This is a genomic window from Pseudomonas sp. JUb52, assembly GCF_004341115.1.
GTDB classification, from domain to species: Bacteria; Pseudomonadota; Gammaproteobacteria; order Pseudomonadales; family Pseudomonadaceae; genus Chryseomonas; species Chryseomonas oryzihabitans.
On record NZ_SLYS01000002.1, the window covers coordinates 144,673 to 166,731 of the forward strand.

Sequence of the window (22,059 nt, forward strand, 5' to 3'; positions counted from 1 at the left end):
CCCTCTCGTGTGGAACCCGTTCAGATGCCCGCTCACGTCCTCGTCATCGACGATGAACTTCAGATCCGCAAATTCCTGCGCATCAGTCTCGCGGCCCAGGGCTACCAGGTCAGCGAAGCCGCCACCGGCACCGAAGGCCTAGCCCAGGCGGCGTTGGGCCAGCCGGACCTGGTGATTCTCGACCTGGGTCTGCCCGATCGCGACGGCCAGGAGGTGCTGGTCGAATTGCGCGAATGGTCCGCGGTACCGGTGCTGGTGCTGTCGGTGCGGGCGGACGAACGCGAGAAGGTCCGCGCCCTGGATGCCGGCGCCAACGACTACGTGACCAAGCCCTTCGGTATCCAGGAATTCCTGGCGCGCAGTCGCGCCCTGTTGCGCCAGACCTCGGCCACGGCGAGCCAGCAGGTGGCGGCGCTGGAGGTTGGCGATCTTAAAGTGGATTTCGCCTATCGCCGGGTCACACTGGGCGGCAGCGAAGTGGCCCTGACGCGCAAGGAATACGCCGTGCTGGCCGCCCTCGCCCAACATCCGGGACGGGTGGTGACCCAGCGGCAATTGCTGATCGATATCTGGGGCCCGACCCATGCGCAGGACAGTCATTATCTGCGCATCGTGATTGGCCATCTCCGACAGAAGTTCGGGGACGATCCGGTAGCACCGCGCTATATCGTCACGGAGCCCGGCGTGGGTTATCGCCTGCGCGCCGAAGGTTAGCCTTGCTGGGCTGAATGCCGCTTATCCAGTGCGGAAACAAGCCGCCTTCGCCGTTATCCCCGCACCCTAGACCCTCTGCATAAGTCTGAATGGCACTGGCCTTTCTTATGAGCCTAGAGGCGACTAAAAGATATGATGAATGCGGGGGTGATTGCAGCTAGAGCAGCTGCCTGGAACATATTCGTCCCTGGTAAGGACTTGAAGAGGGCGGAAGTGCGCGAGGTGAAGAGGCTCCAGCGGTGGGAAAAGATTCCAGTCGGTAGACTCGCCTTGAACGGCTACCGACTGCAATCCCGTCGAGACGTTACTGCAACCAGCCTTCCACGGTATCGGCGCCGTGTTCGGCTTTCCAAGCCTTGAGCAACTTGTGGTTGCCGCCCTTGGTTTCGATGATTTCGCCGGTCTTGGGATGCTGATAACGCTTGGTGCTGCGCGGACGACGCTTGCCTGCCGGCTTTTCCGGATGCGGCGTCTGCGCCTTGTGCTTGGGGGCAGCGTTGGGATCCAGGATGCCGATGATATCGCCCAGGTTCATGTGGTATTCATCCATCAGGGCCTGGAGCTTACTTTCGAATTCGATTTCTTTTTGCAGGGAACTGTCCTGCTTGAGATCTTCGAGCAGCTGCAATTGGGCGCGAAGTTGCTCTTCGGCGGCACGGAATTCGGCGAGACGGGACATGGGCACTCCTGAGGGCTATTTGAAAAAGCGGGTGGAAACTTCGCCCGCGGGCGAAAGTTGCACGCGACAATAAAGGATTGATGCCCCGGATGCCAGCGACAAGTAATCCTTTTGAAAAAATAGAGGCCACTTCTTGTGTCTGCAAGTTTGAATATTAAGAAAACCTTAAGCCAGGCCGGCGGATTGGCGCCAACAAGGTCTTGCGAGGCCTCTTCGCAAGTTACCCGGTAGTAACCGAAGCCATCAAAGAACAGCCAGCCAAGTAAGAACGCTCAACTAAACTGCATAATCATGCAGAAGTTGGCAAAACTTCCGGGCTTGGACCTGGCTAGACGCTCTGGCATGCGCGTCAGGCCGAGGCGTCCAGGTCTGGCTGGGCTTCGGGCAGGGGCTGCCAGTTGAAGGTCTGGGCTATTACCCGGCGGTATTCGGTATCTATGGCCACGGGCGTGCGCCGGATATAGTCCCGCGCATGGGCCTGCCGCTCGTGATCGAGGGTGCGCAGATAGTGGAGCGCTTCCGCCGCCGTGGGCATGCGCTGATTCAGACCACCACTGCGCGGCGGCAAGGCCGTCCAGACCACGGCGTCGACGCCCTGCTCCGCGGCCCAGGCGGCGATGCGCGGCTGAAAGGGCGAATGCGGACCACTCGGCCAGCTGCCGATGCATTCGGGCTGCTCTCTTGGCACCCCCTCGCGCTCACGCAGGGCGTCGCGCGCTTCTTCCAGGGTGTCGACCGCCAGATAGGCCCAGAGCACCTGGACCTCGGCCACACCGTCACAGATGACCGTGGCCAACTCGCCGCTGTCACCTTCCCGGGCGAATTCGATGGGCAACTTGGGGCCGTCCTCGAACCAGTCCGAGGCGACCGGCAATTCCGCCGCCTTCCAGATCAACGACCCCCAACCCAGACAGGCGATCTTCATGGCCACTCCTACGCATCGACGTTAGGCCATTGGAGACTAACGAAGCGTCGGGGTTTTCCTGGCGGCAAGACTTGGCGACAAAAGTGCAGGACGAAAAAAAGCGGCCTCGAGGGCCGCTTCTTTCGTTACCCGCAAGCCAGAGCTCGCGGGTGGTAGGTGGCGCAGCGGACGGGACTCGAACCCGCGACCCCCGGCGTGACAGGCCGGTATTCTAACCGACTGAACTACCGCTGCGCATGGAAGCCTTGCGGCATCCTGCTGGCACTTGCCGAGAACCTGTTCAGCGGGGTTCTCTGCACCAGCGGCCGCTAAGATACTGATTTTTCAGGGAAGAAACAACAGGCGTAGCGAAAATATTTCTCGCCGTGCACAGCCGGCGGCGTCCCCCGTCTCGTTCAGGCCGCGGCGCCAGCGGCCTGCTGCCTGAGCAGGCCGAGAAAGCCTTCCAGGGCCGCGCTGGGTACCTGCCCCGTGCGCAGCAGGATACCGAAGGGCGTCAGGGGTTCGGTGATCTCCAGGTCGAGCGAGACCATCAGCCCGGTACGCAGGTGATCGCGCACCACCGCCTCGGTCAGCACCAGGATGGCGTCGGTGATCTGTACCAGTTGCAGCATGGCGAATACCGAGCCGCATTCGATGACGTCCGCGGGAGGTGGCAACTGGCGCCGGGCGAAGGCGGCCTCCAGCGCCACCCGGGCCGGACTGGCTTCGGGCTGCAGGATCCACGGCCACTCGGCCACCAGTTCGGCCAGATCGGGCGCGGCGCGCCCGGCCAGCGGATGCCCGGTGCGCACCACCACCGCCAGGTGCTCGTTGCCCAGGGGCTCGAAGGTGAAGCGACCGAGATCGGCCGGCTGGGTGAAACGGGCGATGGCCACATCGATCCGTTCCTGCTCCAGCAGCTCGGTGAGCTGGTCGCTGGTGTCGCCGAGGATGCGTAGCTGCAGGCCCGGCTGGCGCGCCTTGCTCTCGGCGATGGCCCGCACCACCAGATCGGGCAAGGCGCCCATGATGGCGCCCACCGCCAGATGCCCATAGCCACCGGAGCGCCGCGCATCAAGGTCTTCGGCGCAGCGATCCAGGCCATTGAGGGCGCGCCGGGCGAACTCCAGGATCTCCGCGCCCAGCGCCGTGGGCTTCAGGCCGCGCGCCTGGCGTTCGAACAGCGCGCAGCCAAAGGCTTCCTCGACGTCCTGCAGCATCCGCGTGGTGGCTGGCTGAGACATGTGCAGGGCTTCCGCGGCGCGGTGCAGATTGCGGGTGCCGGCCAGGGTCACCAGCATCAGCAGGTGCTTGTAGCGCAGGCGACTGAACAGCGCGCGGGCATGGGGGGAAGCGTTCATTGGCGGCGTCCTGATGGGGCGAGCGGCGGCGGTCCTGCAGGGCGGGAAGGCTCTGGCCAAGCCCCGCGCGCGAATCGATACCTTAAGGGTATCGGTCCTAAACAAAAAGCAATTATCCAGGCATTGCAACTGCGACTACCTTGAGCCGTGGCCGAATCACAACAACAAGAGAGATCGCCATGCACACCACCCTGTCACCGGGGCTGGTCGCCAAGGTCACCCGGCGCCTGCTGCCCTTCCTGCTGCTGATGTACGTCATGGCCTTTCTCGATCGGGCCAACGTGGGTTTCGCCAAGGTCGCCTTCCAGGCCGACACCGGCATCTCCGACGCGGCCTTCGCCTTTGGCGCCGGGGTCTTCTTCGTCGGCTACGCCTTTCTTGAGATTCCCAGCAACCTGATCATGCACCGCGTCGGCGCCCGGCTGTGGATGTGCCGGATCATGGTCAGCTGGGGTCTGATCTCCGCCGCCATGATGTTCGCCCACACGGCGACGGCCTTCTATGTGCTGCGCTTCTTGCTCGGGGTGGCCGAAGCCGGCTTCTTCCCGGGCGTCATCCTCTACCTCACCTACTGGTTCCCCTCGCGCTACCGCGCCCGGGCCCTGGGTTTCTTCTACTTCGGCGCGCCCCTGGCCTTCATCTTCGGCAGTCCGCTGTCGGGCCTGCTGCTGGAATTCGACGGCTTCGCCGGTCTGCACGGCTGGCAATGGATGTTCCTGGTCGAAGGGCTACTGGCCAGCCTGGTGGGTGTCTGGGCCTGGTTCTACCTGGACAATCGGCCGCGCGATGCCCGTTGGCTGAGTGCGGAAGAAAAGCAGACGCTGCAGCAGGCGCTGGACGCCGAGGACGCCGCCAAGCCGCACCACGGCGGCCTGCTGCGCCTGCTCGGACAGCCGCGCATCCTGCTACTGTGCAGCATCTACCTGCTGATCCAGGCCAGCGTCTATGGCGTGGTCTTCTATCTGCCGACCCAGGTGGCCGGGCTACTCGGGCAGAAGGTCGGGCTGCTGGTCGGCCTGGTCTCGGCGATTCCCTGGGTCTGCGCCCTGCTCGCCGCCTGGCTGATCCCCAGCTGGTCGGATCGCACCGGCGAACGCCGGCGCACCGCCGCCGCCACCCTGGCCTTCTCCGGTCTGGGCATCGCCGCCTCGGTGACCTTCTCGCCGCTCTATGCGCTGATCGCCCTGTGCTTCGCCGCCGCCGGCTTCATCGCCGTGCAGCCACTGTTCTGGACCTTTCCGTCCGACCAGTTGCGCGGTAGCGCCGCCGCGGGCGGCATCGCCCTGATCAATACCTGCGGCGCCATCGGCGGCTTCATCGCGCCCCTGGCCAAGCGCTGGGCCGAGGTGACCTTCGCCCACCCCGGCGCCGGCCTCTATCTGCTCGCCGGCACCACCCTGGTCGCCGCCGCCCTGATCCTCTGCCTGCGCCGCCGCGACCAGGCCGATCCCCAACCTCAGCTCACGCCCAGTCATTAAGGGAGCCTCGCCATGACCCTACCCACCATCAAGCAGGTGCGCGCCTACACCCTTCGCGGCGGCGGCGCCGACTACCACGACCAGGGCGACGGCCACTGGATCGACGACCACATCGCCACGCCCATGGCCAAGTACCCGGAATACCGCCAGAGCCGGCGCAGTTTCGGCATCAATGTGCTGGGCACCCTGGTGGTGGAAGTCGAGGCCAGCGACGGCACCGTGGGCTTCGCCGTCACCACCGGCGGCGAGCTGGGCGCCTTCATCGTCGAGCGGCATCTGGCGCGCTTCCTGGAGGGTGCCAAGGTCACCGACCTGGAAAAGATCTGGGACCAGATGTACCTCTCCACCCTCTACTACGGGCGCAAGGGCATCGTGCTCAACACCATCTCCGGGGTGGATCTCGCACTCTGGGACCTGCTCGGCAAGCTGCGCCAGGAGCCGGTGCACCAGTTGCTCGGCGGCGCCGTGCGCGACGAATTGCAGTTCTATGCCACCGGCGCCCGGCCGGACCTGGCTAAAGAGATGGGCTTCATCGGCGGCAAGTTGCCGCTGCAGCATGGCCCGGCCGAAGGCGAGGAAGGCTTGCGCAAGAACCTGGAGGCCCTGGCGACCATGCGCGAACGGGTCGGCGACGACTTCTGGCTGATGCTCGACTGCTGGATGAGCCTGGACCTCAACTACGCCACCCGCCTGGCCCAGGGCGCCCAGCAATTCGGGCTCAAGTGGATCGAGGAGGCGCTGCCGCCGGACGACTACTGGGGCTATGCCGAACTCAAACGCAACGTGCCGAAGGGCATGCTGGTCACCACCGGCGAGCACGAGGCCACCCGCTGGGGCTTTCGCCTGCTGCTGGAAATGGGTTGCTGCGACATCCTGCAGCCGGACGTGGGCTGGTGCGGCGGCCTCACCGAGCTGATCCGCATCTCGGCCCTGGCCGATGCCCACAACGCCCTGGTGGTGCCCCACGGCTCCTCGGTCTACAGCTACCACTTCGTCATCACCCGCACCAACAGTCCTTTCGCCGAGTTCCTGATGATGGCGCCCAAGGCCGACGAGGTGGTGCCCATGTTTCATCCGCAGTTGCTCGACGAACCCGTCCCGGTGCGCGGCCGCATGCGCGCCTCGGCGCTGGATCGGCCCGGCTTCGGCGTGCGCCTCAATCCGGAGTGCGCCCTGGAACGTCCCTATCGCCGCTGAGGCGTTGCCCAGGAGGGCTGGATGAAAGCGACTCAAGACACCCTGGCGACGCCCCTGCCGGATGCGCGCCCCGCGGCGACGCCGCTGCCACCCAAGAGTGCCCGCCTCAAGCGGGTCCAGGTGATCGCTCTGGCGCTGCTGGTGCTGGCCGGCTTCGTCAACTACCTGGACCGCAGCACCCTGGCCATCGCCAACCAGACCATCAGTGGCGAGCTGGGCTTCACGCCGACCGAGATGGGCCTGCTGCTGTCGGCCTTCGCCTGGGCCTATGCCTTCGCCCAGCTGCCCATCGGCGGCCTGCTGGATCGCTTCGGCGCGCGCCTGACCCTGGGCCTGGGCATCTGCCTCTGGTCCATCGCCCAGGGCGTGCTCGGGCTCCTCAGCAGCCTGCACCTGATGATCCTCGCCCGCGTCGGCCTGGGCATCGGCGAGGCGCCGCAATTCCCGGCCGGCGCCAAGGTGGTCAGCGAGTGGTTCAACGTACGCGAGCGCGGCCTGCCCTCCGGCATCTTCAACCTCTCCTCCTCCCTGGGACCGGCGATCTCCCAGCCGATCCTCACCGCCCTGCTGCTGTGGCTGGGCTGGCGGCAGATGTTCATCGCCATGGGCGTGCTGGGGGTCCTGGTGGCGGCGCTCTGGTACCTGAGCTATCGCGATCGGGTCCAGGTGGCGCTGGACGCCGCCGAGCGGGCGCACCTGGACGCCGGGCTGCTACCCCAGGACGCCGGCCAGCGACTGACCTTCGCCGACTGGCTGGGGCTGTTCCGCCGCCGCCTGACCTGGGGCGTGGTGATCGGCTACGTGGGCATCATCTACATGCTGTCGCTGTTCCTGACCTGGCTGCCGGCCTACCTGGAACGGGTCCATCACCTGTCCCTGTCCCAGGCCGGTTGGGTCGCCAGCCTGCCGTTCCTGGCCGGCGCCTGTGGCGTGATCGGCGGTGGCCTGCTGGTGGATCGCCTGACCCGTAGCGGGCGCAGCCTGGCCTTCAGCCGCAAGCTGCCGATCTGCGGCGGTCTGGTCGCAGCCGGGCTGTTCGCTCTGTGCAGCGCCGGGGTGATCGGCATCGGCAGCGTCATCCTCTGTTTCAGCCTGGCGCTGTTCAGCCTCAACGTGGCGGTGGCCGGCACCTGGTCGCTGGTGAGTGTCGCCGTGCCCTCGCACCAGGTGGCCTCGCTGGCCAGCATCCAGAATTTCGGCGGCTACTTCGGCGGCGCCTTCGCCCCGGTCATCACCGGCATGATCGTCCAGCAGACCGGCTCCTTCGGCCTCGCCCTCGGCATCGCCGCCGCGGTCGCGGTGGCCGGCGCCCTGAGCTACGGCCTGCTGGTGCGCCTGCCCGACACCCCTTGCTGATTCCCCTGGAGACCAACGTCATGGACCTGCCACGCAATCCCTTCAAGGCCCGCCTCACGGGCACCGATACCCTCTATGGCCTCTGGGCCGGATTCGCCACCGGCTATGCCGCCGAAATCGCCGCCAGCACCGGCTACGACTGGCTGCTGATCGACGGCGAACACGCACCCAACACGGTACCGAGCATCCTCGCCCAGTTGCAGGCGGTGGCGCCCTACCCCACGGCGCCGGTCGTGCGCTGCGTGACTGGCGATGCGGTGCTGATCAAGCAGTTGCTGGACATCGGCGTGCAGACGCTGATGGTGCCCATGGTGGAGACCGCCGACCAGGCCCGCGCCCTGGTGCGGGCCATGCGCTATCCCCCGCATGGCATCCGTGGCGTCGGCGGCGGCCTGGCCCGCGCCACCCGCTGGGACGCGGTGCCCGACTACCTGCACAACGCCCATACCGAGCTGTGCCTGATCGTCCAGGTGGAATCGCGACTGGGCAGCGACAACGTCGCCGAGATCGCCGCGGTGGAAGGGGTGGATGCCGTCTTCGTCGGTCCGGCCGATCTCTCCAGCGGCCTCGGTCACGCCGGCAATCCGGGCCATCCCGAGGTGCAGGCGCGCATCCGCGCCGCCATCGACGCCACCCGCGCCGCCGGCAAGGTGGCCGGGATCCTGGCGCCCCAGGAAGACGATGCCCGGCGTTATCGCGACTGGGGTTGCCAGTTCGTCGCCGTCGGCATCGACATCAGCCTGTTCCGCCAGGCAGCGCTGGCCAACCTGGCCCGCTATCGCCCCCTCGACGCGCCCCAGGCGCCCTCTCGCACCTACTGACCTGGAGTCCGCCATGGCCGATCTGCCCCTTTACCAGAACTACATCGATGGCCGTTTCCTGCCGGCCGCCGAGGACTTTCTCGTCCACAACCCGGCCACCGGCGAGGCCCTAGCCCGGGTGCCGGCCTCCAGCCGCGACGACGTCGACCAGGCCATCGCCGCCGCCCGCCGCGCGCAAAAGGCCTGGGCCCGCAAACCGGCGATCGAGCGGGCCGGCCATCTCAGACGCATCGCCGCCAAGCTGCGCGAGCAGGCACCACGACTGGCCCAAACGATTGTCGCCGAACAGGGCAAGATCCACGGTCTGGCCGAGGTGGAGGTCAATTTCACCGCCGACTACCTCGACTACATGGCCGAGTGGGCACGGCGCATCGAAGGCGAGATCATCACCAGCGACAGACCCGACGAGCAGATCTTTCTGCTGCGCAAGCCACTGGGCGTGGTGGCCGGCATCCTGCCCTGGAACTTCCCCTTCTTCCTGATCGCCCGCAAGCTGGCGCCGGCGTTGCTCACCGGCAACACCATCGTCATCAAGTCCAGCGAAGAAACCCCGATCAATGCCCATGAATTCGCCCGCCTGGTGGCCGAGACGGATCTGCCGCTCGGCGTGTTCAACCTGGTCAGCGGCGCCGGTTCCGTGGGGGGCCAGCTCAGCGCCCATGCCGGCATCGACATGGTCAGCTTTACCGGCAGCGTCGCCACCGGCTCGCGGATCATGGCCGCTGCTGCGCCGAATCTGACCAAGCTCAACCTGGAGCTGGGCGGCAAGGCGCCGGCCATCGTCCTGGCCGATGCCGACCTGGACCTGGCGGTCCGGGCGATCCGCGATTCACGCATCATCAACACCGGGCAGGTGTGCAACTGCGCCGAACGGGTCTATGTGGAGCGAGCGGTGGCCGAGGACTTCATCGAGCGCATCGGCCGCGCCATGGCCGCCACCCGCTATGGCGACCCCCAGGCCGACACCGGCGTGGAGATGGGACCGCTGATCAACGCCGCCGGCCTGGACAAGGTGGCGGCCAAGGTCGACGTCGCCCTCGGCCAGGGCGCCCGGCTGGTCACCGGTGGCCGTCGTGCCGACCTGGGTCGCGGCTTTCACTTCCAGCCCACGGTGCTGGCGGACTGTCGCGCGGACATGCCGATCATGCGCGAAGAGATCTTTGGCCCGGTGCTGCCGATCCAAATAGTCGATGATCTCGACGAAGCCATCGCCCTGGCCAACGACTGCGAATACGGCCTCACCTCCTCCGTCTATACCCGCAGCCTGGGCAAGGCCATGCACGCCATGCGCGAGATCGACTTTGGCGAGACCTACATCAATCGGGAGAACTTCGAAGCCATGCAGGGCTACCATGCCGGGGTGCGCAAGTCCGGCATCGGCGGCGCCGACGGCAAGCACGGCCTCTATGAGTACACCCACACCCAGGTGGTCTATCTGCAGGGCTGAGTAGCGCGGCCTGTTTCTGGCCTGACTGCGCCGCTTCGCTCGAATGTTCTTGAGCCAAAGCGGGTCGAAACAGGCGCAACCCAAGACCAGGCAAGGGCCAAGGGCCCCAGGGAGACCAGATGCAGAACTACCACATCCTACCCACCGACACCGGCTGGGAATTCAAGGAAGAGCACGGCGATCGCGCCCTGCTGAAGGCCTCGACCAAGGACGCCATCGTCCACCAGGCCGCGCAATACCTGGACGGCAAGACCGGCAGCGTCAAGATCCACACCGCGGATGGCCGCATCGAGGAAGAGCGTACCTATCCACGCAGTGCGGACCCGGCGCAGTCCAAGGGCTGAGGTCGAGGCGCCTTGCCCCGCTACCCCGCCGCCGACACCAGGAATTGCCGAAACGCCTGAGCGCCAGTGCCCAGGCGTTCCTCGGGACTCCAGATCAGGCCCAGCTCCATGGGCGGGATGGCATCGGCCACCGGGCGGGCTTCCAGCTTGCGGCCTTCCAGCGACCAGCCGCGATAGAGCATGTAGGATAGGATGGTCACGCCGAAGCCGTGGGCGACCAGGCCGCGCAGGGATTCCATGGACGAGGTCTTGAACACCACGTTGGGTTCCAGGCCTGCCGCGCGCCAATAGCGCAACGTGGAGGTCTCGCCTTCGTCCACCGTGGCAAGGATGTAGGGATAGGGGGCGATATCGGCCAGGGTGACGCGCTCCGGCGCCAGCAGCGGATGGGCGCTGGGCAGCCAGAGCTGACGCGGCGAGCGCATCAGCAGATGACGCTCGAAGGGCTGGGTGGCGTCGACGTTGGAGATGACGGTGAGACCCAGCTCCAGGGTGCCGTCGGTGATGCCGGCTTCGATGCTGGGTCGGTCCATGTCGCGCAGGTCGATGTCGATCTGCGGATAGCTGCGCTTGAAGCGCGCCAGCAGGGTCGGCAGGTAGTAGCCGAGCACCGCATAGGAGGCGCCGACGCGCGCCTGGCCAGTCAGGGCATGACTCTGGAACAGCGGCTGGCTGACGGCGTCCTGCAGGGTGTCGAGGATGTGCCGGGCATGGTGATAGAACTGGTGCCCCTCGGCGGTGAGCTTTACCCCATGGGGCAGGCGCTCGAACAACCGCACGGCGAGCCTCGCCTCCAGCTGACTGACCGCCGTGGTGACTGCGGACTGACTGACGTTGACCGCGCTGGCGGCCAGGGAAAACTGGCTGTTCTCGGCGGCGGCGACGAAGTAGCGCAGCTGCCGCATCGAGATGTCCTGGTGCAATGCCATCTGATTTTCCAATACCTGGATTCTATTTTTATCGTTTCACGATAGCGCATATCTCCTCCTAGACTCAGAGGCACAGGCGCGCCGCCTTCCTCTTGCGGTCGCCATGACAAGAACAATGAACAGGAGGACGGACCATGAGCGCCCTGGCGCCCGCGTTCCGCACCCGCGCGTCGAGCGCACCCTTGCCCAGCCGTCGGCGGCCCTGCCCGACGTCCTTGCGGCTATCGCTTTCGGACAACGCCCGCGCCTGGCCGATAACGCCGCCCCGCCCTGTCCCTTTCCGCTCCGCACCGTGCCTGGCGGCCGCCCTGCGCACGCCTGTTCGGCTGACCGCTCGCACCCGACAATCCCAACAACAGGTGACCCCATGAGCTACCCGAGTCTCAACTTCGCCCTGGGCGAGACCCTCGACCTGCTGCGCGATCAGGTGCGCACCCTGGTCGCCCGCGAGGTGGCGCCCCGCGCGGGCGAGATCGATGCCAGCAACAGCTTCCCCATGGATCTCTGGCGCACCTTTGGTGACCTGGGGCTGCTCGGCATCACCGTGGGCGAGGAATACGGCGGCGCAGGACTCGGCTACCTGGCCCATGCGGTGGCCATGGAAGAGATCAGCCGCGGCTCGGCTTCGGTGGCCCTGTCCTACGGCGCCCATTCCAATCTCTGCGTCAACCAGATCCATCGCAATGGCAGCGCCGCGCAGAAGGCCCGCTACCTACCCGGACTGGTCAGCGGCGAGCACGTCGGCGCCCTGGCCATGAGCGAACCCAATGCCGGCTCGGACGTGGTCTCCATGAAGCTGCGCGCCGAACGCCGCGGCGATCGCTATGTGCTCAATGGCAGCAAGACCTGGATCACCAACGGACCCGATGCCCACACCTATGTCATCTACGCCAAGACCGAACCGGAAAAGGCGGCCCATGGCATCACCGCCTTCATCGTCGAGCGTGACTGGAAGGGTTTCAGCCGTGGCAGCAAGTTCGACAAGCTGGGCATGCGCGGCTCCAACACCTGCGAGTTGTTCTTCGACGACGTGGAGGTGCCGGAGGACAACGTGCTGGGCCAGGTCAATGGCGGGGTCAAGGTGCTGATGAGCGGCCTGGACTACGAGCGGGTGGTGCTCGCCGGCGGCCCGGTGGGCATCATGCAGGCCTGCCTGGACGTGGTGCTGCCCTATGTCCACGACCGCAAGCAATTCGGCCAGAGCATCGGCGAATTCCAGCTGATCCAGGGCAAGGTGGCCGATCTCTACACCGGCCTCAACGCCAGCCGCGCCTATCTCTATGCCGTGGCCCAGGCCTGCGACCGCGGCGAGACCACCCGCAAGGACGCCGCCGGGGTGATTCTCTACACCGCCGAGAAGGCCACCCAGATGGCCCTGGAAGCCATCCAGATCCTCGGTGGCAACGGCTACATCAACGAATACCCCACCGGCCGCCTGCTGCGCGACGCCAAGCTCTACGAGATCGGCGCCGGCACCAGCGAGATCCGCCGCATGCTGATCGGCCGCGAGCTGTTCAACGAAACCCGGTGAGGACGCCTTCATGACCGTGCTGACCTCCACGCTGAACCGGCGCACCCCGGACTACCAGCGCAACGCCGCCGCCATGGCCGAACAACTGGCCCGGCTCGACGGGCTGCTGGCGCGCATCCGCGAAGGCGGCGGGGCCAGGGCCCAGGCGCGCCATACCGCGCGCGGCAAGCTGCTCCCCCGCGCGCGCATCGATCTGTTGCTGGACCCGGGCTCGCCCTTCCTGGAAATCGGCGCCTTGGCCGCCCTCGACGTCTACGAGGAAGAGGTACCGGCCGCCGGGGTGGTGGCCGGCATCGGCCGCATCGAGGGCGTCGAGTGCATGATCATCGCCAACGACGCCACGGTGAAGGGCGGCTCCTACTATCCGCTTACGGTAAAGAAGCACCTGCGCGCCCAGGCCATCGCCCTGCAGAATCGCCTGCCCTGCCTCTATCTGGTGGATTCCGGCGGCGCCAACCTGCCGCGCCAGGAGGACGTCTTCCCCGACCGCGAGCACTTCGGGCGAATCTTCTTCAACCAGGCGACCATGAGCGCCCAGGGCATCCCGCAGATCGCCGTGGTGATGGGTTCCTGCACCGCCGGTGGCGCCTATGTGCCGGCCATGAGCGACGAGACCATCATGGTGCGCCAGCAGGCCACCATCTTTCTCGCCGGCCCGCCGCTGGTGAAGGCCGCCACCGGCGAGGTGGTCAGCGCCGAGGAGCTGGGCGGCGCCGATGTCCATTGCCGGACCTCCGGCGTGGCCGATCACTACGCCGAAGACGATGCCCATGCCCTGGCCCTGGCCCGGCGCTGCATCGCCAACCTCAACTGGCGCAAGCTGGGCGACTTGCAGCTGAAGACGCCTATCCCGCCCCTCTACCCGGCCGAGGAGTTGCACGGACTGGTGCCGGCCGATCCCAAGCAGCCGCTGGAGGTGCGCGAGGTGATCGCGCGGCTGGTGGACGGCAGCGTCTTCGATGAATTCAAGGCGCAATTCGGCACCACCCTGGTCTGCGGCTTCGCCCACCTGCACGGCCATCCGGTGGCCATCCTCGGCAACAACGGCATCCTCTTCGCCGAATCGGCGCAGAAAGGCGCGCACTTCATCGAACTGGCCTGCCAGCGCCGCATCCCGCTGCTGTTCCTGCAGAACATCACCGGCTTCATGGTGGGCAGGAAATACGAGGAAGGCGGCATCGCCAAGCACGGCGCCAAGCTGGTCACCGCGGTGGCCTGCGCCCGGGTGCCCAAGTTCACCGTGATCATCGGCGGCAGCTTTGGCGCCGGCAACTACGGCATGTGCGGTCGCGCCTACGATCCACGCTTCCTGTGGATGTGGCCCAACGCGCGCATCGGCGTGATGGGTGCCGAGCAGGCGGCCGGGGTGCTGGTGCAGGTCAAGCGCGAGCAGGCCGAACGCGCCGGCGAGGCCTTCGACGACGAGGAAGCGGCACGCATCAAGGCCCCCATCGTCGAGCAGTACGAACGCCAGGCCCATGCCCACTATTCCAGCGCGCGGCTGTGGGACGACGGGGTGATCGACCCGACCCAGACCCGCGAAGTCCTCGCCCTGGCCCTGTCGGCCAGCCTCAACGCCCCTCTCGAGCCGACGACCTTCGGCGTCTTCCGGATGTAGGCCATGACTGACTTCCACACCCTGGAACTGATCCGTGATCCACGCGGCTTCGCCACCCTCTGGCTCGACCGCCCGGATCGCCACAATGCCCTGGATGCGCAGCTGATCGCGGAGCTGGGGATCGTGCTCGCCCAAATCGCCAGCGATCAAGCCCTGCGCTTTCTGCTGCTCCGTGGCCGCGGGCGGCACTTCTGCGCCGGCGCCGACCTCGCCTGGATGCAGGCCTCGGCCCGCCTGGACGCCGCCGCCAATCGCGCCGACACCGAGCGCCTGGCCGAGGTGATGTATCGCCTGCAGGCCTTGCCGATGCCGACTCTGGCGGTGGTCCAGGGCGCGGCCTTTGGCGGCGCGGTGGGCCTGGTCAGCTGCTGCGACCTGGCCCTGGCCGCGGGCGATGCCATCTTCTGCCTGTCGGAGGTGCGCATCGGCCTGGTGCCGGCGGTCATCGCGCCCTTCGTGACTCGCGCCCTGGGCGAGCGCATGGCGCGGCGCTACATGCTCGGCGCCGAGCGCTTTTCCGGCGAACGCGCCGCCGAACTGGGCCTGGTGGCCGAGACGGCGCCTGCTGCCGACCTGGACACCCTGGTCGAGGCCTGGATCGCCCGGCTGCTGGACAACGGGCCCCAGGCATTGCGCGCCTGCAAGCGGTTGCTGGACGGCGCTGGCGCGGGCGCACCCCGCGCCGAGGTGCGCTCCTTCACCGAGGGCCTGATCGCCGAGGTACGCGTCACCCCCGAAGCCCAGGAAGGCCTGCAGGCCTTTCTGGAGAAACGTCGTCCCGCCTGGCAGGAGACCTCGCCATGACCTTCGACCGTCTGCTCGTCGCCAACCGCGGCGAGATCGCCTGCCGGGTGACGCGTACGGCCAAGGCCCTCGGCCTGGGTACCGTCGCCGTGCACAGCGCCATTGATGCCGACGCCCGCCATGTGCGCCAGGCCGATCAGGCAGTGGACCTGGGCGGGACCAAGCCGGCCGACAGCTATCTGCTGGGCGAGCGCATCATCGCCGCGGCCCTGGCCACCGGCGCCCAGGCGATCCATCCGGGCTACGGCTTCCTGTCCGAGAATGCCGCCTTCGCCGAGGCGGTGGCCGCGGCCGGGCTGGTCTTCGTCGGTCCTCCCGCCGCGGCGATCCGCGCCATGGGCAGCAAGTCCGCGGCCAAGGCGCTGATGACCGATGCCGGGGTGCCCCTGGTGCCGGGCTATCACGGCGAGGACCAGTCCCTGGCCACCTTTCGTGACGCCGCGGCGCGCATCGGCTATCCGGTCCTGCTCAAGGCCACCGCCGGCGGCGGCGGCAAGGGCATGAAGATCGTCGAGCGCGAAGCCGACCTGGCCGAGGGCCTCGCCTCGGCCCAGCGCGAAGCGCTCTCGGCCTTTGGCGATGCGCGGATGCTGGTGGAGAAATACGTGCTGCAACCGCGCCATGTGGAGATCCAGGTGTTCGCCGATGCGCACGGCCATTGCCTCTATCTCAACGAACGCGACTGCTCCATCCAGCGCCGCCACCAGAAGGTGATCGAGGAGGCGCCCGCGCCGGGTCTCACGCCCGACCTGCGCCGGGCCATGGGCGAGGCGGCGGTGCAGGCGGCCCAGGCCATCGGCTACGTCGGCGCCGGCACCGTGGAATTCCTGCTCGACGCCCGTGGCGACTTTTTCTTCATGGAGATGAATACGCGGCTGCAGGTGGAGCACCCGGTCACCGAGGCCATCACCGGCCTGGACCTGGTGGCCTGGCAGCTGCGCGTGGCCGCGGGCGAACCCCTGCCCCTCACCCAGGCGCAGGTGCCCTTGCACGGCCATGCCATCGAGGTGCGCCTCTATGCCGAGGACACCGACCAGGGCTTCCTGCCGGCCTCGGGCACCCTGCAGCTTTATCGCGAGCCCGCGGCCGGTCCCGGGCGGCGGGTGGACAGCGGCGTGGAGGAAGGTGACGAGGTGTCGCCCTTCTACGATCCCATGCTGGCCAAGCTGATCGCCTGGGGCGACAGCCGCGAACAGGCGCGCAAGCGGTTGCTGGCCATGCTCGAAGACACCGCGGTGGGCGGCTTCGCCACCAACCTCGCCTTCCTGCAGCGCCTGCTCGCCCATCCGGCCTTTGCCGCGGCAGAGCTGGACACCGGTTTCATCGAGCGGCATCAGGCGGCCTTGCTGCCCGCACCCGCAGAACTGCCGGAGACCTTCTGGACCCTGGCGGGCCAGGCCTGGCTGGCGACGCTGCCCGCCGCTGCCGATCCCACGTCACCCTGGGCGTCCCGCCAGGGCTGGCGCCTGGGTGGACCACCGCGCATCGCGCTGCGCCTGGCCTGTCGTGGCGAGGTGCGCAGCCTGAGCCTGGTCGACCCGCGGGCCGTCGCATTGAGCGGTGATCGGCTCCACTGGCAGGTGGACGGCGTTCGCCACAGCGCCCGCCTCCATCGCCGAGGGCCGACGCTGTTTGTCGAATGGCAGGACCGTTTCGAAGCCGTCACCTGGGCCGATCCGCTGGCCGAGGTCGCGCGCCAGGCGGATGCCGGTGGCCTCACCGCGCCGATGAACGCTAGTGTGGTAGCCGTCTCGGTGGCCGTGGGCGACACCGTGGAAGCCGGGGCCCCGCTGGTGGTACTGGAGGCGATGAAGATGGAACACAGCATCCGCGCGCCCCGTGCCGGCGTCGTGGGCGCGCTGTTCTGCAGCCCCGGTGAGCTGGTGGCCGAGGGCACCCCCCTGATAGAACTGGACGAGGTGGCGCCATGAGCGAGGCCTTGCCGTCCCGGGTGCGGCTGGTCGAGGTCGGACCCCGCGATGGCCTGCAGAACGAGCCCCAGGCGCTGGGCATCGCCGAGCGCATCCAGCTGTGCAGGGCGCTAGTCGCCAGCGGCGTGCAGCATCTGGAAGTGGGCAGCTTCGTCTCGCCACTCTGGGTGCCGCAGATGGCCGGGACCGCCGAGGTGCTGACAGGACTCGGCCGGCCCGAGGGCGTGATGCGTTCGGTACTGGTGCCCAACCTGAAAGGTTTCGAAGCCGCCCTGGCAGCGGGGGTGGACGAGATCGCCGTGTTCGCCGCCGCCTCGGAGGGCTTCTCCCAGCGCAACATCAATTGCTCCATCGCCGAGAGCCTGGCGCGCTTCGTGCCCGTGGTCGAGGACGCGCGGGCGGCGGGCATCCGGGTGCGCGGCTATGTGTCCTGCGTGCTGGGCTGCCCCTACGATGGCGAGGTCGCAACCGACCAGGTGGCGAGCGTGACCCGCGAACTGCTGGAGCTGGGCTGCGCCGAGGTCTCCCTGGGCGATACCATCGGCGTCGGCACCCCGGGCCGGACCCGGGCGCTCTGGCAGCGACTGGGCCGGGAGGTGCCGCTCAGCCAACTGGCCGGGCATTTCCACGACACCTACGGCCAAGCCCTGGCCAACGTCTACGCCAGCCTGCTCGAAGGCGTCGCGGTGTTCGACAGCTCCGTCGCCGGGCTCGGCGGCTGTCCCTATGCCCAGGGCGCCAGCGGCAATGTCGCCAGCGAGGACCTGGTCTATCTGCTGGATGGCCTGGGCATAGCGTCTGGCGTCGACCTGGAGAGACTGGTCCACGCCGGACGGGACGTTTCCGCCCTGCTCGGTCGCCCCAGTCAATCGCGGGTCGGCCGCGCCCGGGCAACGCGAGCGGTCAACTAGCCGGGCTCTGGCCGGCGCCCATGGCAACCGCCGGGGCTTGCTCTCATAATGGCGGCCTCTCTCATCCAAGGACCCGCTTTGGCCAGGAAGTCCCGACGCGAACTCGCCCAGCTCGATGGCACCACCGAGCTGCCCCTCACCGTGCGCGAGGTCGCCCTCGCCGCCGGGGTGTCGCCCATTACCGTGTCCCGGGCGCTGCACCGCCCGAGCCTGGTGAGCGCCGCCACCCGCGAGCATGTCCTGGCCGTGGTCAAGGAACTGGGCTACGTACCCAATCTGCTGGCGGGCAGCCTGGCCTCCAGCAAGAGCCGGCTGGTGGCCATCCTCTTGCCCACCATCGCCAATTCCATCTATGCCACCGTGGTGCAGGCGATTATGGATCGCCTCACCGCGGCGGGCTACCAGGCGCTGATCGGTCCGACCGGCTATTCGCCGGAAAAGGAAGAGGAACTGCTGGAAGCCATCCTCGGCCGCCGCCCCGATGGCATCGTCCTCACCGGCACCCTGCACACCCCGGCCAGTCGCGCGCGGCTGGCGGCGCTGAACATCCCGGTGGTGGAAGCCTGGGACCTGAGCGCCGAGGCCCTGGACATGCAGGTGGGCTTTTCCCACGAGCAGGTCGGCGTCGCCCTGGCGGAGCACTTCGTCGCCCGCGGCTATCGCCGCTTCGGGGTGATCTCGGTGGACGATCCTCGCGCCATGCGCCGCAACCTGGCTCTGCAGGCCCGCCTGGTCGAACTGGGCATCCCCGAATTGCCCATGGAAGTGCTGCCCCTACCCGCCACCTGGGAAGTCGGCCGCATCGGCCTGGCGCGCCTGCTGGAACGCCCCGAGCCCCCGCAACTGGTGCTGTGCAGCTCCGACACCCTGGCCCTGGGTGTGGTCGCCGAAGCCAGCAGCCGCGGCCTGCGCATCCCCGAACAGCTGGCGGTGGTCGGCTTCGGCGATACCACCAACGGCCGCTTCGCCACCCCGGCGCTGTCCACGGTCAGCGTCAACGCCGATGCCATGGGCCAGCGTGTCGCCCAGGCGCTGCTCGACCGCCTCGCGGGCGATCAAACTGCGGTAAGCCTCGACACCGGTTTTGCCCTAATCGAGCGCCAGAGTTCCTAGCCACTTTTTTGCGCCCGGCCACAGATTTAACGGTTGAATGATAGCGTTATCTGTTTAATGATAACGCTATCGTTGTCAGACGACTTACAACCTAAGCCCGCTACACGATGTCAGCCCGCACACAAAAACAAACCAGTGGGAGCTCTCCATGCACGAAACCAAGCAGACGCGCGTCCGCTATCTGATCCTGTTCATGCTGTTCGTGGTGACCACGATCAACTATGCCGACCGCGCCACCATTTCCATCGCCGGCTCCGCCCTGCAAAAAGACCTCGGCATCAGTGCCGTCTCCCTCGGCTACATCTTCTCCGCCTTCGGCTGGGCCTATGTGCTCGGCCAGATCCCCGGCGGCTGGCTGCTGGACCGCTTCGGTTCGAAGAAGGTCTATGCGGCGAGCATCTTCACCTGGTCGGTGTTCACCATGCTGCAAGGCTACATCGGTGAATTCGGCATCGGCACCGCGGTGTTCCTGCTGTTCGCCCTGAGATTCATGGTCGGCCTGGCCGAAGCGCCCTCCTTCCCCGGCAACGCTCGCATCGTCGCCGCCTGGTTCCCCACCAAGGAGCGCGGCACCGCCTCGGCCATCTTCAACTCGGCGCAGTACTTCGCCACCGTGCTGTTCGCGCCGCTGATGGGCTGGATCGTCTACCACTTCGGCTGGCAGCACGTCTTCGTGGTGATGGGCGCCCTGGGCATCGCCTTCTCGGCGGTGTGGATGGCGGTGATCTACAGCCCCCGCGAACATCCCCGCGCCAACAGCGCCGAGGTCGAGTACATCGCCAGCAACGGCGGCCTGGTCGACCTGGACACCCCCGGCAAGAAGAGCGAAGGTCCGAAGTGGAGCTACATCGGCCAGTTGCTGACCAATCGCATGATGGCCGGCATCTACCTGGGCCAGTTCTGCATCAACGCCCTCACCTACTTCTTCCTCACCTGGTTCCCCGTGTACCTGGTGCAGGAACGCGGCATGACCATCCTCAAGGCCGGCATCATCGCCTCCCTGCCGGCCATCTGCGGCTTCATCGGCGGCGTGCTCGGCGGGGTGATCTCCGACTGGCTGCTGCGTCGCGGCAGCAGCCTGAGCGTGGCGCGCAAGCCCCCCATCGTCGCCGGCATGCTGCTGTCGATGAGCATGATCCTCTGCAACTACGTCGACGCCGACTGGATGGTGGTGGGCTTCATGGCCATGGCCTTCTTCGGCAAGGGCATCGGCGCCCTGGGCTGGGCGGTGGTCTCCGACACCTCGCCCAAGCAGATCGCCGGCCTCTCCGGTGGCCTGTTCAACACCATCGGCAACCTGTCCTCCATCACCACCCCGATCATCATCGGCTACATCATCGCCGCCACCGGTTCCTTCAAGATGGCCCTGGTGTTCGTCGGTGCCAATGCCCTGGTGGCCGCCATCAGTTACCTGTTCGTCGTCGGCGAGATCAAGCGCGTCGAGTTGCGCGGCGTACCCACGCCGCCTGCCGAAGCCCCGCTCGCCGTTGAAACCTCTCGCTGATCGAAGGAGCCCGACCATGACCCAATTCAACGCCACCCCCGCCCTGCACACCGGCACCCCGGTGGTCACCTCGCTGGAAGTCGTGCCCGTCGCCGGCCAGGACAGCATGCTGCTCAACCTGAGCGGCGCCCATGGCCCCTACTTCACCCGCAACGTGCTGATCCTCAAGGACAGCGCCGGCCGCACCGGCGTCGGCGAGGTGCCCGGCGGCGAGAGCATCCGCCAGACGCTGGAAGACGCCCGCCAATTCCTCATCGGCCAGCCGCTGGGGCAGTACCAGCGCATCCTCGGCCAGGTCCGCCAGGCCTTCGCCGGTCGCGATGCCAGCGGCCGTGGCCTACAGACCTTCGACCTGCGCATCACCATCCACGCCGTCACCGCCCTGGAAGCCGCCCTGCTCGACCTGCTCGGCCAGCACCTGGAGGTGCCGGTGGCGGCCCTGCTCGGCGAAGGCCAGCAGCGCGACGCCGTGGAGATGCTCGGCTATCTGTTCTATGTTGGCGACCGCAACAAGACCACCCTGGACTACCGCAGCGAAGCCGAGAGCGACGACGCCTGGTTCCGCGTACGCAACGAAGAGGCCCTGACCCCCGAGACCGTGGTGCGCCTGGCCGAGGCGGCCTACGACCGCTACGGCTTCAAGGACTTCAAGCTCAAGGGCGGCGTACTCAGCGGCGACGCCGAGATCGAGGCGGTCACCGCCCTGGCCGAGCGCTTCCCCGAGGCACGCGTGACCCTGGACCCCAACGGCGCCTGGTCGCTCAAGGAAGCCATCCGCCTGTGCCGCGACCAGCATCACGTGCTGGCCTATGCGGAGGACCCCTGTGGCGCGGAGAACGGCTATTCCGGACGCGAAGTCATGGCCGAATTCCGCCGCGCCACCGGCCTGCCCACCGCCACCAACATGATCGCCACCGACTGGCGCCAGATGGGTCACGCCATCCAGCTGCAATCGGTGGACATCCCCCTGGCCGATCCGCACTTCTGGACCCTGCAGGGCTCGGTGCGGGTGGCGCAGATGTGCAACGACTGGGGCCTGACCTGGGGTTCGCACTCCAACAATCACTTCGACATTTCCCTGGCCATGTTCACCCACGTCGCCGCCGCGGCGCCGGGCAAGATCACCGCCATCGACACCCACTGGATCTGGCAGGACGGCCAGCGCCTGACCCGGCAACCGCTGGAGATCAAGGGCGGCCTGGTGGCGGTGCCGCAGCAGGGCGGCCTGGGCGTGGAGCTGGACCTGGACGCCCTGGCCCGCGCCCACGAGCTGTACAAGGCCAAGGGCCTCGGCGCGCGCGACGACGCCATGGCCATGCAATTCCTCTCGCCCAACTGGACCTTCGATAACAAGAAGCCCTGCCTGGTGCGCTAGGCCCTTCGGCCCGCCAACAGTGCCCGCTCCGGACTCTCC

19 protein-coding genes and 1 tRNA gene are annotated in these 22,059 nt (G+C 67.4%); 15 read left to right on the forward strand and 5 right to left on the reverse strand.

Annotated elements, in window-relative coordinates; genetic code table 11:
- Positions 1–24: 24 nt before the first annotated feature.
- Positions 25–714 (forward strand): response regulator, encoded by a 690-nt coding sequence (locus EC839_RS03865; protein ID WP_007158513.1) that lies wholly within the window; start codon positions 25–27, stop codon positions 712–714.
- A 304-nt stretch (positions 715–1,018) separates the two neighbouring features.
- Here EC839_RS03865 and EC839_RS03870 read toward each other — a convergent pair whose 3' ends face one another.
- The 4 genes from EC839_RS03870 to EC839_RS03885 form a co-directional block, all read right to left on the reverse strand.
- Positions 1,019–1,393 (reverse strand): histone-like nucleoid-structuring protein, MvaT/MvaU family, encoded by a 375-nt coding sequence (locus EC839_RS03870; RefSeq protein WP_007158514.1) that lies wholly within the window; start codon positions 1,391–1,393, stop codon positions 1,019–1,021.
- Positions 1,394–1,742: 349 nt separating this feature from the next.
- Entirely contained in the window at positions 1,743–2,318 is a 576-nt protein-coding gene (locus tag EC839_RS03875; protein ID WP_007158515.1) for a hypothetical protein, read from the reverse strand.
- Between the two features lie 157 nt (positions 2,319–2,475).
- Positions 2,476–2,552, reverse strand: a tRNA-Asp gene (locus EC839_RS03880).
- A 161-nt stretch (positions 2,553–2,713) separates the two neighbouring features.
- Positions 2,714–3,661: a LysR family transcriptional regulator gene (locus EC839_RS03885; protein WP_007158516.1), complete on the reverse strand. Its 948-nt coding sequence runs from the start codon at positions 3,659–3,661 to the stop codon at positions 2,714–2,716.
- 179 nt (positions 3,662–3,840) lie between these two features.
- Between EC839_RS03885 and EC839_RS03890 the strand changes: the two genes are divergently transcribed.
- From EC839_RS03890 to EC839_RS03915, 6 genes are all read left to right on the forward strand, one after another.
- Positions 3,841–5,139, forward strand: coding sequence for an MFS transporter (locus EC839_RS03890; RefSeq protein ID WP_132832208.1), 1,299 nt, complete (start codon positions 3,841–3,843; stop codon positions 5,137–5,139).
- Positions 5,140–5,151: 12 nt separating this feature from the next.
- The gene (gene rhmD, locus EC839_RS03895; RefSeq protein ID WP_007158518.1) at positions 5,152–6,336 is read left to right on the forward strand and encodes an L-rhamnonate dehydratase; all 1,185 of its coding nucleotides are present in this window, start codon (positions 5,152–5,154) and stop codon (positions 6,334–6,336) included.
- A gap of 21 nt (positions 6,337–6,357) precedes the next feature.
- Complete coding sequence (locus EC839_RS03900) at positions 6,358–7,692, forward strand: MFS transporter (protein WP_007158519.1); 1,335 nt, start codon at positions 6,358–6,360, stop codon at positions 7,690–7,692.
- Between the two features lie 20 nt (positions 7,693–7,712).
- The gene (locus tag EC839_RS03905) at positions 7,713–8,513 is read left to right on the forward strand and encodes an aldolase/citrate lyase family protein (RefSeq protein WP_007158520.1); all 801 of its coding nucleotides are present in this window, start codon (positions 7,713–7,715) and stop codon (positions 8,511–8,513) included.
- Positions 8,514–8,526: 13 nt separating this feature from the next.
- The gene (aldA, locus tag EC839_RS03910) at positions 8,527–9,960 is read left to right on the forward strand and encodes an aldehyde dehydrogenase (protein WP_007158521.1); all 1,434 of its coding nucleotides are present in this window, start codon (positions 8,527–8,529) and stop codon (positions 9,958–9,960) included.
- Between the two features lie 119 nt (positions 9,961–10,079).
- Complete coding sequence (locus EC839_RS03915; RefSeq protein ID WP_007158522.1) at positions 10,080–10,304, forward strand: DUF2188 domain-containing protein; 225 nt, start codon at positions 10,080–10,082, stop codon at positions 10,302–10,304.
- Between the two features lie 20 nt (positions 10,305–10,324).
- On the opposite strand, the gene EC839_RS03920 is transcribed toward EC839_RS03915, so the two are convergent.
- Entirely contained in the window at positions 10,325–11,233 is a 909-nt protein-coding gene (locus tag EC839_RS03920; RefSeq protein ID WP_132832209.1) for a LysR family transcriptional regulator, read from the reverse strand.
- A gap of 367 nt (positions 11,234–11,600) precedes the next feature.
- On the opposite strand from EC839_RS03920, the gene EC839_RS03925 reads away from it, so the two are divergent.
- From EC839_RS03925 to gudD, 8 genes are all read left to right on the forward strand, one after another.
- Positions 11,601–12,764: an isovaleryl-CoA dehydrogenase gene (locus EC839_RS03925; protein ID WP_007158524.1), complete on the forward strand. Its 1,164-nt coding sequence runs from the start codon at positions 11,601–11,603 to the stop codon at positions 12,762–12,764.
- 10 nt (positions 12,765–12,774) lie between these two features.
- Entirely contained in the window at positions 12,775–14,382 is a 1,608-nt protein-coding gene (locus tag EC839_RS03930) for a carboxyl transferase domain-containing protein (protein ID WP_007158525.1), read from the forward strand.
- A 3-nt stretch (positions 14,383–14,385) separates the two neighbouring features.
- On the forward strand, positions 14,386–15,186 hold the full coding sequence (locus EC839_RS03935; protein ID WP_007158526.1) for an enoyl-CoA hydratase-related protein: 801 nt from the start codon (positions 14,386–14,388) through the stop codon (positions 15,184–15,186).
- The gene (locus EC839_RS03940) at positions 15,183–17,117 is read left to right on the forward strand and encodes an acetyl/propionyl/methylcrotonyl-CoA carboxylase subunit alpha (RefSeq protein ID WP_007158527.1); all 1,935 of its coding nucleotides are present in this window, start codon (positions 15,183–15,185) and stop codon (positions 17,115–17,117) included. Before EC839_RS03935 ends, EC839_RS03940 begins: the two co-directional genes overlap by 4 nt.
- Complete coding sequence (locus EC839_RS03945; protein WP_007158528.1) at positions 17,114–18,028, forward strand: hydroxymethylglutaryl-CoA lyase; 915 nt, start codon at positions 17,114–17,116, stop codon at positions 18,026–18,028. Before EC839_RS03940 ends, EC839_RS03945 begins: the two co-directional genes overlap by 4 nt.
- Before the next feature lie 78 nt (positions 18,029–18,106).
- Entirely contained in the window at positions 18,107–19,141 is a 1,035-nt protein-coding gene (locus EC839_RS03950; protein WP_007158529.1) for a LacI family DNA-binding transcriptional regulator, read from the forward strand.
- Between the two features lie 148 nt (positions 19,142–19,289).
- Positions 19,290–20,645 (forward strand): MFS transporter, encoded by a 1,356-nt coding sequence (locus EC839_RS03955; RefSeq protein WP_132832210.1) that lies wholly within the window; start codon positions 19,290–19,292, stop codon positions 20,643–20,645.
- Positions 20,646–20,661: 16 nt separating this feature from the next.
- Positions 20,662–22,020 (forward strand): glucarate dehydratase, encoded by a 1,359-nt coding sequence (gene gudD, locus EC839_RS03960; protein WP_007158531.1) that lies wholly within the window; start codon positions 20,662–20,664, stop codon positions 22,018–22,020.
- Positions 22,021–22,059 lie beyond the last annotated feature (39 nt).

Coding starts and splice junctions, on each gene's coding strand:
- EC839_RS03865 (WP_007158513.1), top strand. CDS start 25: ATGCCCGCTCACGTCCTCGTCATCGACGATGAACTTCAGATCCGCAAA.
- EC839_RS03870 (WP_007158514.1), bottom strand. CDS start 1,393: ATGTCCCGTCTCGCCGAATTCCGTGCCGCCGAAGAGCAACTTCGCGCC.
- EC839_RS03875 (WP_007158515.1), bottom strand. CDS start 2,318: ATGAAGATCGCCTGTCTGGGTTGGGGGTCGTTGATCTGGAAGGCGGCG.
- EC839_RS03885 (WP_007158516.1), bottom strand. CDS start 3,661: ATGAACGCTTCCCCCCATGCCCGCGCGCTGTTCAGTCGCCTGCGCTAC.
- EC839_RS03890 (WP_132832208.1), top strand. CDS start 3,841: ATGCACACCACCCTGTCACCGGGGCTGGTCGCCAAGGTCACCCGGCGC.
- rhmD (WP_007158518.1), top strand. CDS start 5,152: ATGACCCTACCCACCATCAAGCAGGTGCGCGCCTACACCCTTCGCGGC.
- EC839_RS03900 (WP_007158519.1), top strand. CDS start 6,358: ATGAAAGCGACTCAAGACACCCTGGCGACGCCCCTGCCGGATGCGCGC.
- EC839_RS03905 (WP_007158520.1), top strand. CDS start 7,713: ATGGACCTGCCACGCAATCCCTTCAAGGCCCGCCTCACGGGCACCGAT.
- aldA (WP_007158521.1), top strand. CDS start 8,527: ATGGCCGATCTGCCCCTTTACCAGAACTACATCGATGGCCGTTTCCTG.
- EC839_RS03915 (WP_007158522.1), top strand. CDS start 10,080: ATGCAGAACTACCACATCCTACCCACCGACACCGGCTGGGAATTCAAG.
- EC839_RS03920 (WP_132832209.1), bottom strand. CDS start 11,233: ATGGCATTGCACCAGGACATCTCGATGCGGCAGCTGCGCTACTTCGTC.
- EC839_RS03925 (WP_007158524.1), top strand. CDS start 11,601: ATGAGCTACCCGAGTCTCAACTTCGCCCTGGGCGAGACCCTCGACCTG.
- EC839_RS03930 (WP_007158525.1), top strand. CDS start 12,775: ATGACCGTGCTGACCTCCACGCTGAACCGGCGCACCCCGGACTACCAG.
- EC839_RS03935 (WP_007158526.1), top strand. CDS start 14,386: ATGACTGACTTCCACACCCTGGAACTGATCCGTGATCCACGCGGCTTC.
- EC839_RS03940 (WP_007158527.1), top strand. CDS start 15,183: ATGACCTTCGACCGTCTGCTCGTCGCCAACCGCGGCGAGATCGCCTGC.
- EC839_RS03945 (WP_007158528.1), top strand. CDS start 17,114: ATGAGCGAGGCCTTGCCGTCCCGGGTGCGGCTGGTCGAGGTCGGACCC.
- EC839_RS03955 (WP_132832210.1), top strand. CDS start 19,290: ATGCACGAAACCAAGCAGACGCGCGTCCGCTATCTGATCCTGTTCATG.
- gudD (WP_007158531.1), top strand. CDS start 20,662: ATGACCCAATTCAACGCCACCCCCGCCCTGCACACCGGCACCCCGGTG.